The sequence below is a fragment of the Sphingomonas sp. 22R3R2A-7 genome (assembly GCF_036856055.1).
In the GTDB taxonomy this organism is placed as follows: Bacteria; Pseudomonadota; Alphaproteobacteria; order Sphingomonadales; family Sphingomonadaceae; genus Sphingomonas.
Map to the genome: position 1 here is coordinate 3472797 of NZ_JASPFR010000001.1, position 12792 is coordinate 3485588.

The 12792-nt window shown below is 65.6% G+C and carries 14 protein-coding genes and 1 pseudogene; 6 read left to right on the top strand and 9 right to left on the bottom strand.

The window, feature by feature from the left end:
* Positions 1–31 precede the first annotated feature (31 nt).
* The 3 genes from QP165_RS16620 to QP165_RS16630 all read left to right on the top strand — a co-directional run bounded on the left by QP165_RS16620 (position 32) and on the right by QP165_RS16630 (position 1518).
* Positions 32–553 carry an ExbD/TolR family protein gene (locus tag QP165_RS16620; protein ID WP_333996433.1) on the top strand — a complete coding sequence of 174 codons (522 nt, stop codon included), beginning with the start codon at positions 32–34 and terminating at the stop codon, positions 551–553.
* The gene (locus QP165_RS16625; RefSeq protein WP_056021590.1) at positions 544–972 is read left to right on the top strand and encodes an ExbD/TolR family protein; all 429 of its coding nucleotides are present in this window, start codon (positions 544–546) and stop codon (positions 970–972) included. The genes QP165_RS16620 and QP165_RS16625 overlap by 10 nt, the downstream gene beginning before the upstream one ends.
* Before the next feature lie 201 nt (positions 973–1173).
* Positions 1174–1518 (top strand): tetratricopeptide repeat protein, encoded by a 345-nt coding sequence (locus tag QP165_RS16630; protein WP_056021593.1) that lies wholly within the window; start codon positions 1174–1176, stop codon positions 1516–1518.
* Between the two features lie 90 nt (positions 1519–1608).
* Here the strand turns inward: QP165_RS16630 and dcd are convergent, their stop codons facing one another.
* Complete coding sequence (gene dcd / locus QP165_RS16635; protein WP_056021596.1) at positions 1609–2163, bottom strand: dCTP deaminase; 555 nt, start codon at positions 2161–2163, stop codon at positions 1609–1611.
* 131 nt (positions 2164–2294) lie between these two features.
* Between dcd and QP165_RS16640 the strand changes: the two genes are divergently transcribed.
* Positions 2295–3209 carry a Gfo/Idh/MocA family protein gene (locus tag QP165_RS16640; protein WP_333996434.1) on the top strand — a complete coding sequence of 305 codons (915 nt, stop codon included), beginning with the start codon at positions 2295–2297 and terminating at the stop codon, positions 3207–3209.
* A gap of 11 nt (positions 3210–3220) precedes the next feature.
* Here QP165_RS16640 and QP165_RS16645 read toward each other — a convergent pair whose 3' ends face one another.
* The 3 genes from QP165_RS16645 to QP165_RS16655 all read right to left on the bottom strand — a co-directional run bounded on the left by QP165_RS16645 (position 3221) and on the right by QP165_RS16655 (position 4850).
* Positions 3221–3685: a cytidine deaminase gene (locus tag QP165_RS16645; protein ID WP_333996435.1), complete on the bottom strand. Its 465-nt coding sequence runs from the start codon at positions 3683–3685 to the stop codon at positions 3221–3223.
* A complete protein-coding gene (locus QP165_RS16650; RefSeq protein ID WP_333996436.1) occupies positions 3682–4197 on the bottom strand; it encodes a glycoside hydrolase family 25 protein in 516 nt (171 codons plus the stop codon). The genes QP165_RS16645 and QP165_RS16650 overlap by 4 nt, the downstream gene beginning before the upstream one ends.
* 170 nt (positions 4198–4367) lie before the next feature.
* Entirely contained in the window at positions 4368–4850 is a 483-nt protein-coding gene (locus QP165_RS16655) for a UPF0262 family protein (protein ID WP_333996437.1), read from the bottom strand.
* 144 nt (positions 4851–4994) lie between these two features.
* On the opposite strand from QP165_RS16655, the gene QP165_RS16660 reads away from it, so the two are divergent.
* Positions 4995–6485 (top strand): replicative DNA helicase, encoded by a 1491-nt coding sequence (locus QP165_RS16660; RefSeq protein WP_056021608.1) that lies wholly within the window; start codon positions 4995–4997, stop codon positions 6483–6485.
* A gap of 165 nt (positions 6486–6650) precedes the next feature.
* Here QP165_RS16660 and QP165_RS16665 read toward each other — a convergent pair whose 3' ends face one another.
* The 5 genes and pseudogenes from QP165_RS16665 to cobA all read right to left on the bottom strand — a co-directional run bounded on the left by QP165_RS16665 (position 6651) and on the right by cobA (position 10795).
* Entirely contained in the window at positions 6651–7403 is a 753-nt protein-coding gene (locus QP165_RS16665) for a phosphoadenylyl-sulfate reductase (RefSeq protein ID WP_333996438.1), read from the bottom strand.
* A pseudogene (locus tag QP165_RS16670) lies at positions 7396–7837 on the bottom strand (DUF934 domain-containing protein). Before QP165_RS16670 ends, QP165_RS16665 begins: the two are co-directional and overlap by 8 nt.
* On the bottom strand, positions 7830–9461 hold the full coding sequence (locus QP165_RS16675; protein ID WP_333996439.1) for a nitrite/sulfite reductase: 1632 nt from the start codon (positions 9459–9461) through the stop codon (positions 7830–7832). The pseudogene QP165_RS16670 and the gene QP165_RS16675 overlap by 8 nt, the downstream one beginning before the upstream one ends.
* Before the next feature lie 237 nt (positions 9462–9698).
* On the bottom strand, positions 9699–9995 hold the full coding sequence (locus QP165_RS16680) for a DUF2849 domain-containing protein (protein WP_333996440.1): 297 nt from the start codon (positions 9993–9995) through the stop codon (positions 9699–9701).
* Positions 9992–10795 (bottom strand): uroporphyrinogen-III C-methyltransferase, encoded by an 804-nt coding sequence (gene cobA / locus QP165_RS16685; RefSeq protein ID WP_333996441.1) that lies wholly within the window; start codon positions 10793–10795, stop codon positions 9992–9994. The genes QP165_RS16680 and cobA overlap by 4 nt, the downstream gene beginning before the upstream one ends.
* A 161-nt stretch (positions 10796–10956) precedes the next feature.
* Here cobA and QP165_RS16690 point away from each other — a divergent pair, with 161 nt between their 5' ends.
* Positions 10957–12777, top strand: coding sequence for a DUF885 domain-containing protein (locus QP165_RS16690; RefSeq protein ID WP_333996442.1), 1821 nt, complete (start codon positions 10957–10959; stop codon positions 12775–12777).
* Positions 12778–12792 lie beyond the last annotated feature (15 nt).

The following is a 12792-nucleotide window of genomic DNA, read 5'->3' on the forward strand; positions in this document are numbered from 1 at the left end:
GCGGCGATTAAATGGATAGGATAGTTCGCACATGGCGATGAGTGTTGGTGGCGATTCCACCGAGAGTTCGATATCGGACATCAATACGACGCCGCTGGTCGACGTCATGCTCGTGCTCCTGATCATCTTCCTGGTGACGACCACTGTTGCGGTCCAGGCAGTGCAGCTGAAGCTTCCCGAGGTTAAGTTCGACCCGACGACCACCAAGCCCGAGAACGTCTCGCTGTCGGTGACCACCAATGCCGATGGCAGCTGTGCGGTGTATTGGGGTCTGTCCCCGGTCACGTCGACCGAGCTGCTCGATCGCGCCGTGGCCAAGCTGAAGGCGGAGATCGATCGTCAGGGTGGCGTGAACGCTGCTGGTCTGGAACTGCCCGAAGCGCATATCCGCGGCGACGTGAACACGCCGTACAAGTGCATCGGCGGGACGATCTATACGATGCAGCGCGCCGGCTTTGCCCGCGTCGGCTTCATCTCCGAGCCGCCCCCGGCGGCACCACCGAACGCTGACGGTCGCTCGGACGTATTTAGGAGTAGCATAATATGGCAATGAGCGGCGGCAAAGAAGACGGCTCGCCGATGATGGAAATGAACATGACGCCGTTGATCGACGTCCTGCTCGTTCTCCTCATCATGTTCATCATCACGATCCCGATCCAGACGCACGCGGTCAAGGTCGACCTTCCGGTCAACAGCCCGAACCCGCCGCAGAACCCGATCGACCCCGAGAAGAACAAGATCTCGATCGATGCCGCGGGCACGGTGGCGTGGAACGGGTCGCCGGTCGACGAGGTGACGCTGCGTCAGTATCTCGACCAGACGGCAAGCATGAACCCCGAGCCCGAACTTCACTTCCAGCCTGATCCGCAGGCACGGTACGAAGTCGTGGATCGCACGCTGGCCGTCGTGAAGCGGTCGGCGATCAGCAAGCTCGGCTTCATCGGCAACGAGCAGTATCGCAACGACTTCTAAGTCACGCGACAGCTACAGAACGACGTCCAGGGCGGTCCTCACGGGCCGCCCTTTTCGTTTGTCCGCCGGGGATGCCGTACCGCCCATCCGCCTCGGTCCTGCGCAGTAAGAATCACGTCTTGCGACTCGGTCACGGAAGTGACACACCAGTGTCACAAAAGTGAAACCTTCCGGCAAGGAAGGGCGATAGGAGACGAAGTCATGCGCATTTCCGGGTTGGTGATCCTCGCGCTCGCCGGTGTCGCGGCTCCGGCATTGGCCGCCGATCAAAACGGGTATCAGGCGATCGTGGCGGGCGACCTCGCGACCGCCGAACGCAGCATTGTCGCAGAGCGACAGATCTATCCCGATCGTCCCGAACTGATGCTCAATCTGGCCGCGGTGTACCGCAAGACGGGACGCGCGACCGCGGCCCGCGCCTTGTACGCCGAGGTACTCGAGCGGCGTCCGGTCGCGATGGACATGCCATCGGGCGAAGTCGTGTCGTCGCATGAACTGGCACGTCGTGCGCTCGGCACGCCGTCGGTACAGCTCGCCACGCGGTAAAGCCGCAAGCGTTACGCGAGGGGGTGTTCGGCGCGCGGGGTTACCCGTCGCGCCTCGCACCGTTCCTGATGTGTAAGCGGATGCCCGCGACTAGAGCCGGGGCAGCGTCACGCCGCGCTGTCCCATATATTTGCCTGCGCGGTCGGCATAGCTCACCTCGCATGGCTCGTTACCCTGCAGGAACAGGAACTGGCAGGCGCCTTCGTTCGCATAGATCTTGGCGGGGAGCGGCGTCGTGTTCGAGAATTCGAGCGTCACATGGCCCTCCCATTCGGGTTCCAGCGGGGTCACGTTGACGATGATCCCGCAGCGCGCATAGGTCGACTTGCCGAGGCAGATCACGAGCGTGTCCCGCGGGATCCGGAAGTATTCGACGGTCCGCGCCAGTGCGAAGCTGTTTGGCGGGATGATGCAGACGTCGGTCTTGCGGTCGACGAAGCTGTTCGCGTCGAAGTTCTTTGGATCGACGATCGCGCTGTCGACATTGGTGAAGATCTTGAACTCGTCCGCGACCCTGGCGTCATAGCCATAGGAGGACAGGCCGTAGCTGATACAGCTGTCGCGTCGCTGCGCTTCGTGGAATGGCTCGATCATCGCGTCGCCAAGCGCGCGCTCGCGGATCCAGCGGTCGGACATGACGGACATGATAGCTCCCCTTCGCGCGGGGCTTTCGCGCGGATGGCGTGCCACGGCAAGGGGGGAAGCTCGACAGCGCGCAAACCGACGATAGAGAAGGGCGCCTGCCGGCGAGCCATCGCCGAGGGACGGGGGACGGGATGCGCATACTGCTATGTGGCTTGGGCGATATCGCGCGAAAGGCGTATCTCCCCGTGCTGGCGTCGACGCCGGGGCTCGACGTCCATCTCGCGACGCGCGATCCCGCCACGCTGGCCAGCCTCGGAACGATGTATCGGATCTCGGGGCTGTATCCGAGCCTCGACGAGGCGCTTGCCACGACGGGCTTCGACGCGGCGTTCGTCCATAGCGCGACGGCCGCGCATCCGGCGATGGTCGAAACGCTGTTGCGGCGGGGCATCCCGGTGTTCGTCGACAAGCCGCTCGCCGACTCGTGGGAAGACGCTGAGCGGCTGGTCGACCTCGCCGTGATGCAGGGATGTCTGCTGCGTGTTGGCTTCAATCGCCGCTACGCACCCGGCTATGCCGCGCTGCGCGACACGGCCCGGTCGTTCGTGCTGATGGAAAAGCACCGGTACGCACAGCCTGACACGCCACGTCGCGTCGTGTTCGACGACTTCATCCATGTCGTCGACACGTTGCGCTTCCTGGCACCGGTGGCGACGCCGCGCGTGACGATCGAGACGATCGTTCGCGACCGACGGCTGCACGGTGTGACGATGACGCTGGCGGGGGACGGATTTCACGCGGTGGGGACGATGCAGCGCGACTCGGGACTCGACGAGGAGCGGCTGACCGTCATCGGCGATGACCGGACGGTGTCGGTGTCGAATATGTCCGACTCGATCGAGCGCGACGGCGTCGAGCGCCACCGCCGTCGGGGCGACTGGACCCCGGTCGCGCGCCAACGCGGGTTCGAGGCGATGTGCGCGGACTTTCTCGACGCGGTCCGGACAGGGCTCGCGACCGATGCCGCCGATATCGTCGAGACGCACCGGTTGTGCGAGGCGATCGTACGGCATGCGGACGGGGACCGACGACCGCTGCGGACCTGATCCGACAGGGGTCAGCGGATTCCGAGATCCGCGGGGCCAAAGGCGTCGGGCAGCAGGTCGGACAGATTATAGCTGCGGATCGCATCGCCTTCGGCCGCGCCGCAATGAACCGGCAGATCGCGTCCGCCCAGCTGCGCGGCCTCGTTGATCACCTGGCGGCATCGGCCGCACGGGCTGACGGGGGCGATCCCGGTCGCCCTGCCATCCGCGTCCATCGCGCCGCCGATCACGCCGATCGCCACGACCTCGCGCAGCCGGCCCTGCGCGCTTGCCGACGCAATCGCGACGGTCTCCGCGCAGAGCGACAGTCCGTAGCTCGCATTTTCGACATTCGCGCCGGTGACGATGCTGCCGTCTTCGAGCAGCACGGCCGCCCCCACCGCGAACCGCGAATAGGGGGCATGTGCATGTCGCGCCGCATCGCGTGCCGCAGCGATCAGGCGGGTTGCTTGCTCGGTATCGAATATCTCGCTCATCGTGCCACTACGTCCCAATTCACCGGTCCCTTGATGCCTTCGATGCGGCGAAAGCTGCTTGCACGCCACATCCGCCACGGCTGCGCCGCATAATCGGGCGTGACGATATCGGCCATCGCCCAGATCGGTCGCGGCAGTGCAGCGGACAATCCATAGGCCGACTCGACCGACTTGCCGATGCGGAGCAGCACGGGCTTGGCCGTGTGCGTCTCGACCATCGTCACGAACCGCGTCAGGTCGCTCACGAGCGTGGCCTTGTCGGGGCGCGCGGTGCAATCGTCGCGGAACTGGATGTCGATCGCGACCGGAAGCGCATCCTTCGCGGCGGGAACGAAGGTGTTGAACGCGTTCGCCTGATCGACCGCGGGCTGGCAGAGCGAATAGAGGTGAACCGCGCCACGCCGCAGTCCTGCCTCGGGCAGCGCCGCCCAGTTCGCTTCGAACGCGGGATCGCGCCGGTCGCTGCCCGAGGTCGCGACAATGTACGCGAAGTCGGCCCCGCGCGCGCGCACCGTGCCCCACTCGACCGGCGGGGGTTCTCACCGAGATCGATGCCCTGCAACGGGTAGAGCGCTGTCGCGGGATGCCACTGGGTCGCATAGGCCCAGCCGCCGATCCCGAGCCCGCCGGCGCCGAACAACAGCGTCGCGATCTTCAACATGGTATTCGCCATCAGCGTTGCTCAGCCGCGCAGATGCAGCACGCAAATGAGCGTGAAGAGCCGGCGCGCGGTGTCGAAATCCACCTCGATCTTGCCCGAGAGGCGATCCTTGAGCAGTTCGGCGGCCTCGTTGTGGATGCCACGCCGGGCCATGTCGACGGTTTCGATCTGGGCAGGCGTCGCCTGGCGGATCGCCTGGTAATAGCTGTCGCAGATCGCGAAATAGTCCTTGATCGGTCGGCGGAAACGGCCGAGCGCGAGCACCAGTGTCTCAAGATGCGTGTCGTCCTCACGGTGGATATGGATGCCGAGACGACCTTCCTCGGTCTCGAGCTTGATTCGGTAGGGGCCGGCATAGCCGTCGGCATGCTGGCGTTGCGGCGCGAAGTGATTGCCCTCGATCAGGTCGAAGATCGCGATCCGCCGCTCCTGTTCAATGTCCGCGGTGCGCCACGCGATGGTGCGCTCGTCGAGCTGTACGTCGATGATCCGCGGGTCGGCCATGCGACGTTCGATAGCGGTGGTCGTTACGCCTGTCACTTCTCCGCTGCAGCCGCATGACGTCGCGCCGTCACGGCTTCGCCACTTATCCCCATCATTCTGACGCACCCGGCTTGGAGCGACGGAGCGCAGTGCGTATTACGCGGCATGGCAACTCTCGCATTTCCCGTCCCCGCTGTGGCCGAGCCGCAGCAGCTACCCCGTAACGTCGAAGCCGAGGCGGCGATGCTCGGCGCGATGATGATCGACAACCGGCTCGCCGACGATCTGGTCGACAAGCTCGAGCCGGGGCATTTCTTCGAACCCGTCCACGGGCGGATCTTCGCGGCGATCAAGACGCTGCGCGGCAACGACATGCTGGTGACGCCGGTCACACTGCGGCCGATGTTCGATGCGGACGAGGGCATGCGCGAGCTTGGCGGACCCGCGTATCTTGCCGGGCTGACGGGCAGCGGCGCGGGGCTGATCGGTGCGCGCCAGTTCGCGCAGCAGATCTATGACCTTGCGATGCTGCGCGCGCTCGTTTCGGTCGGGCGCACGCTCGTCGACCGCGCGATGGACACGTCCGAAGAGGTCAATCCGCGCGCGCAGATCGAGCTCGCCGAAGAGGAGCTGTTCAAGGTCGCGGCCGATGGTGGCTCGGAGAATTCGGTGAAGTCGTTCGCGCAGGCGACGACCGCGGCGGTCAAGATGGCCGAGCGGGCGCTGAACTCGGGCGGCAACCTGTCGGGCGTGACCACGGGTATCGATTCGATCAACGCGAAGATCGGCGGCATGCATCACAGCGATCTCATGATCCTCGCCGGGCGTCCGGGCATGGGCAAGACGTCGCTCGCCACCAACATCGCGTTCAACGCCGCGCGGCGCTGGATGCGCGACATGGCCGACGGGATCGCGCCGAAGGACTCGGTCGGCGCGAAGGTCGCGTTCTTCAGCCTCGAAATGTCCGCGGATCAGCTGGCAACGCGTATTCTCGCCGAGCAGTCGCAGATCTCGTCCGAATCGCTCCGCATGGGCAAGATCAGCCGCACCGAGTTCGCGCAGCTCGCGGCTGCGGCGGCCGAGCTCGAGAACCTGCCGCTGTTCATCGACGATACCGGCGGTCTCTCGATCGGTGCGCTCCACACGCGCGTCCGGCGGTTGCAGCGTCGCCACAACAACGAGATCGGGCTGGTGGTGGTCGACTATCTCCAGCTGTTGTCGGGGTCGGGCAAGAGCAAGGATGGCAACCGCGTTCAGGAAATTTCGGAGATTTCGCGTGGGCTCAAGACGCTGGCGAAGGATCTGAACGTGCCTGTGCTCGCTCTGTCGCAGCTGTCGCGTGCGGTCGAATCGCGTGAGGACAAGACGCCGATGCTGTCGGATCTTCGCGAATCGGGGTCGATCGAGCAGGACGCGGACATGGTCTGGTTCGTGTACCGCGAGGATTATTACGTCGCGTCGAAGGAGCCCAAGCGCCCGACCGAAGGCGACAGCGCGAAGATCTTCGAGGATCACGCGTCATGGGCGGCGGAAATGGAGCGCGTCTATGGCCTGGCCGAGCTGATCATCGCCAAGCAGCGCCACGGCGCGACCGGCAAGGTGCGGATGAAGTTCGACCCGACGATCACGAAGTTCTCGGATCTGGCGGAGTATTGAGCCGCTTATGTCCCTCTCCCCGCCGGAGAGAGGGAAGGGGCCCGCGGCCCTTGCCGTGGGAAGGGTGAGGGGTTTGAGGCTCGGGACGTTGCATCCCAACGCCCCTCACCCTTCCGTCGCCTACGGCTCCTCCCTCCCTCTCCCCGGCGGGGAGAGGGACACGGATCAGATGATCGGGTCGTAGCCGCCGGGGGCGTGGATGCCGCATTCGACCTTGTCGAAGCTGCGCCACCGGCCCGCGCGGGGATCTTCGCCAGGCGCCACCTTCGTCGTGCACGGCGCGCAGCCGATCGAGAGATAGCCCTGCGCCTCGAGCGGATGCCGCGGCAGGTCATGCTCGGCGAAATAGGCGTCGAGCTTGGCCTTGTCCCAATCCGCCAGCGGGTTGATCTTCAGCCGGCCCTCATCCTCCTCGAACCGGGGCAGCGCGGTGCGCGTGCCCGACTGGAAGCCCTTGCGCCCCGAGATCCACGAATCGAACGGGGCCAGCGCACGCCGCAGCGGCTCGACCTTGCGCAGGTCGCAGCAGCCGTCGGGATCATAGGACCAGCGCAGGCCCGCCTTGTCCTTGATCGCGAGCAGCCGCGGATCGGGACGGAACACGCGCAGGTCCGTGAAGCCGAGTCGCTCCGCCAGCTCGTCGCGATACGCCAGCGTCTCGCCGAACATCTTCTGCGTGTTGGTGAAGACCACCGGCACGTCGACATCGACCTGCGCGACCATGTGCAGCAGCACGGCCGACTCGGCGCCGAACGACGACACCGCCGCGATCCGCCCGCGTAGTTCGCCCGCCAGCAATTCGCGCAGCATGTCCTGCGCGGACACGCCCTCGAACCGCGCCTGCATCACCTGCGCATCCGCGCGGGTGAAGGCGGGCGTGACGTCAATCATGTCGAGCTGGCGCGCGGGTTCACCCATGGCGCAGCTTCCAGATCGGTACCGCGCCGTCCGCTGCCTTCTGATAGGGCGAGATCATAGCGTTCGAGGCTGGCGCGCAGCACGTCGATGTCGATCGGCGCCTGCGGCGCGAAGCTGTCGAATCCGCAGCGCCGCATCAGCGGGATCTGATCGACGAGCACGTCGCCCTGCGCGCGCAGTTCACCGGTATAGCCCGCCTCGCGCAGGATCCGCGCCGACGAATAGCCGCGCCCGTCGCGATAGCCGGGAAAGCTGACCTCGATCAGCGCGAGCTGGTCGATCTGCGGCAACAGCGCGCGCGCATCGTCGCCCGCTTCCAGCCGCACGGCGGCGGCGTTGCTCTGGCCGATGAACAGATCGAGCGTCACCGCGGGCTCGTCATGCGGCTCGTCGTCGCGGAAGCGGAGCAGCGTCTGGTCCGGATACTCAACCATAGATCGCCTCCTTGAACGTCTCGAAGCCGACGCGGCGGTAGGTGTCGAGGAACCGCTCGCCGGGGTCGCGCACCTGCAGATAGCGGTCGGTGACGCGTTCGATCGCGTCGACCACGCCGTCCTCGGAGAAGCCGGGACCGGTGATCTTGGCGAGGCTCACATCCTCCGCGCCCGATCCGCCGAGCGAGAGCTGGTAATTCTCGGTACCCTTCTTGTCGACGCCGAGGATGCCGATGTGCCCGGCATGATGGTGCCCGCAGGCGTTGATGCAGCCGCTGATCTTGAGCTTCAATTCGCCCAGGTCACGCTGGCGATCGAGACTGCCGAAGCGCGTCGCGATCTTCTGTGCGAGCGGGATCGAGCGCGCATTGGCGAGGCTGCAATAATCGAGGCCGGGGCAGGCGATGATGTCGCTGATCAGGTCGAGATTGGCCTCGGCCAGACCCGCCTCGTTGAGCGTCGACCACACCGCGTGCAGATCGGCGATGCGGACGTGCGGCAGGACGATGTTCTGCGCATGCGTGACGCGCAGCTCGTCGAAGCTGTAGCGCGTGCCGAGATCGGCCATCACGTCGATCTGGTCCGCCGACGCGTCGCCGGGGATGCCGCCGACGGGCTTCAGGCTGATGTTGACGATCGCATAGCCCGGCTGCTTGTGCGCCTTCACATTCTGGTCGAGCCAGACCGCGAAGTCGGGGTCGCTGCGGTCGATCTCGGCGGTCGCGTTTTGCTCGAATGCGGGCGCGCCGAAATGGCTCGTGATCCGCTCAAGCTCGGCGCGGGGCGGATCGAGGCCGAGGCCCTTCACCGCGGCGAATTCCTCCTCGACCTGGCGACGATATTCGTCGGGGCCGATCTCGTGCAGCAGGATCTTGATCCGCGCCTTGTAGATGTTGTCGCGGCGGCCATAGCGATTGTAGACGCGCAGGCACGCCTCGAGATAGCTCATCAGGTCGTCGGCAGGAACGAAATCGCGGATCTCGTGGCTGATCATCGGCGTACGGCCCATGCCGCCGCCGACATAGATCTTCGCGCCGAGTTCACCGTCGCGGACGTGCAGCCCGATGCCGATGTCGTGCAGCCGCATCGCCGCGCGATCCTCGTCCGCCGCGATCACGCAGATCTTGAACTTGCGCGGGAGGTAGGTGAATTCGGGGTGGAACGTGCTCCACTGACGGATCAGCTCGGCCCAGGGGCGCGGATCGGCGACCTCGTCCGCAGCGGCGCCGGCGAACTGGTCCGAACTGATGTTGCGGATGCAGTTGCCCGACGTCTGGATGGCATGCATCTCGACCGTCGACAGCTCCTGGAGGATGTCCGGGGTCTGGTCGAGCTGGATCCAGTTGAACTGGATGTTCTGCCGCGTCGTGAAATGCCCGTAGCCGCGATCATATTTGCGCGCGATGTGGCCGAGCATCCGCATCTGCCGGCCATCGAGCGTGCCGTACGGCACCGCGACGCGCAGCATGTACGCGTGCAGCTGGAGGTACAGCCCGTTCATCAGTCGCAGCGGCTTGAACTGGTCCTCGGTCAGCTCGCCCGAGAGGCGGCGGCGGACCTGGTCGCGGAATTCGTCGACGCGCTGGTCGACAATCGCCTGGTCGTATTCGTCGTACTTATACATGGGGGGTTCCCGGTAGAATTTGGTTCGCGCGAAGGCGCGATGGCGCGAAGAAGATTGGGTTCACGCGGAGGCGCGGAGACGCGGAGGAGAAAGAACCCGCGTCAGCGGGTATCGGATCTGTCTCGATCAGCGATTTTGAGTACCGCTGCGCGGCACGCGCAACATCTCCGCGTCTCCGCGCCTCCGCGCGAACCACCTTCTCACTGACTTCTTCGCGCCTTCGCGCCTTCGCGTGAATCATATGACCCAGCTCCCCGCAGAGGGATCCGCGGGCTTGAGAGTCAGGTCGGGCCGCATCGTCGGGCCAAGCGCCCGAATACGGTCCTTGATATGCGCAGGGCGGGGGCCCTCGTCGGTCTGCGTCGCCTCGATCAGATAGGGGACGTTGACGCGGCGTGCGCCTTCCTCCGCCTGGAGGATCGACTCACCCGCCACGCCGACATCGACCGCGTCCTCGATATGGCGCGACCAGCCATTGCCGGTCCACCATATGACGTCGCCCGTCGGCAGATCATTTCCCGTCAGCACTCTCACGCCTGCACCTCGTCACCCATAGCATCTGCCACCCGAGCCCAACGCGCGAGCTTGTCGGTCGCGTCGGACAGTTCGACGACTTCGCCTACCACGATGATTGCCGGGCTGGCGACACGTTCGCGGGCCACCATCGGTCCGAGATCGGCCAGCAATGTCCGCATCGCGCGCGAGCCCTGCAATGTCCCACGTTCGAGTACCGCGACCGGCATGTCCGGCGCGACGCCGTCGGCGATCAGCTTGTCGGCGATGTCGGTCGCGGTCGCGATGCCCATGTAGATCACGAGCGTGCGTCCCTGTCCGGCAAGACCCGACCAGTCCTGTTCGGTCAGCCCCTTGCACTGACCGGCGACGAAGCTGACCGCGCTGGAATGATCGCGGTGCGTCAGCGGCAGCATCGCTTCGGCCGCACAGCCGAGCGCCGCGGAGACGCCCGGGATCACCTCGACGGGCAGGCCTGCGGCGCGGACCGCCTCGACCTCCTCGCCGCCGCGGCCAAAGACGAAGGGATCGCCGCCCTTGAGACGGACGACGACCGCGCCCGTCTTGACGTGCGCGATGATGAGCGCGTTGATCGCCTCCTGCGGCAGCGTGTGACGCGCGCGCTGCTTGGCGACCGAAATGCGCTGCGCACGGGGCGATGCGAGTTCGAGCACGCGCGGATCGATCAGACCGTCATGCACGACGACATCGGCGATCCCGAGTGCCTCGACCGCACGAACGGTGAGCAGCCCGGGATCGCCGGGACCGGCACCGACGAGAATGACGCGCCCACGCGCGTTCGGATCCAACAAACTAGCCATGATAAGGAGATGGGGGCTCGCCGTGCGAAAGGCGACACCAGCATTATTTGGCCCGATCCTAGTCCTGCTTTCCCCAAATGCCGTTTGTGGACTGGTGGCGTCGAAATCGGCGCGATAGGGGCGGTGATTAACCGTCGATCCAGCGACGTGAGGATATCTTGATGAAGCGCCCGATCTGCCTTGCCGCCTTGCTGCTCGCGACCACTCTCATCGGCGCGGTGCCGGCGGCGGGGCAGGCGCTTCCGCCGCCCACGCCGATCCCCGGCGACGGGCCCGAGGATGCGAAGCTGAAGCGGCTGTTCTACGACAGCGACGAGCGCGATCTCCGCAACGATCCGATCCAGGCGATCTTCCGCGGCGATCTGCGCTATGCGGCAAGCTTCGGCGAGTATCTCACCGACGCACGCACCGCGCGCGACCGGCGCAACGCCGAGAGCGACCTCGCGGCGATCACCGCGATCGACCGCAGCAAGCTGACCCGCGTCGACCAGATCGCCTACGACGTGTTCCGCTATGGCAAGGAGGTGGCGTTGCGGGGGCTTGCGCCCGACATCGTCGCCATCGACCGGCTGCTGCCGATCAATCACTTCGGCGGGTTCCAGACCTTCTATCCCGATTTCGCGTCGGGCACCGGCGGGGCGCCGTTCAAGACGGTCATGGACTATGACAATAACCTGCGCCGCAACGCAGGGTACGCAGCCGTGTTCGACCGCGCAATCGCGCTGATGCGCGAAGGCATGGCAAAGGGGGTGACGCAGCCCAAGCTCGTCGTGCGTAACATGATCGGCCAGTTCGACAACCTGATCGCGCAGGGCGTCGAGAAATCGACCTTCTATGCGCCGGTGACGCTGTTCCCGGCATCGATCCCGGCTGCGGACCGGACGCGGCTCACTGCGGCATATGCAAAGCAGGTCCGCGAGGTCATCAACCCGGCGCATGTGAGGATGCGCGACTTCCTGGCGAACGAATATCTCGCCAAGGCGCGTGACACGGTCGGCCTTTCGGCGCTGCCGGGTGGCGCGGCGCTGTACGCGCAGCGGATCGAGGACAGCACGACGTTGCGGCTCGAGCCCGACGCGGTGCATCGGCTCGGCCTGTCCGAAGTCGCACGCATCACGCGCGAGATGGAGGCGCAGAAGGCCGCGGTCGGCTTCAAGGACAGTTTGCCGGCATTCTTCGACTATCTGCGCACCGATCCGAAATTCCAGCCCAAGACCGCGGATGCGGTGCGGCTGGGCTATGAGGCGATCGGCAAGCGCGTCGATGCGCGGATCGCGACGCAGTTCTCGCTGGTCCCCAAGAGCCCGCTGGCAATCCGCCCGGTTCCCGATTTCCGCGCGAAGACCGATGCCGGCGGCTCGTACCAGCAGGGGACGCCCGACGGGACGCGGCCGGGGATCTTCTACTACAACACCTATGACCTGCCGACGCGCTATCTCTGGGGGATGGAGACGCTGTACCTGCACGAGGCGGTGCCGGGGCATCATTACCAGATCAGCCTGGCACAGGAAAACGTCGCGCTGCCCGCGTTCATCAGGTTCGGCGGCAATACCGCCTATGTCGAAGGCTGGGCGCTGTATGCCGAGACGCTTTGGAAGGAACTCGGCGTCGAGACCGATCCGTATCAGCGGATGGGCGGGCTGAACGACGAGATGCTGCGCGCGATGCGGCTGGTCGTCGATACGGGGATCCATGCCAAGGGCTGGAGCCGTGACAAGGCCATCGCCTATATGCTCGAGAATTCCCCGATGGGACGAACCGATGCCACCGCGGAGGTCGAGCGCTATATCGCGATCCCGGGGCAGGCGCTGGCATACAAGATCGGCCAGCTGACGATCATGAGGGTGAAGGCGAAGGCCAAGGCCGCACAGGGTGCAGCATTCGATCCGCGCGCGTTCCATGCGCAGGTGCTCGATACCGGCGCGCTGCCGATGCCCGTGCTCGAGAAGAAGATCGACGACTGGCTCGGCGGAGTGAAATGACGGCGTGTGCGGCGC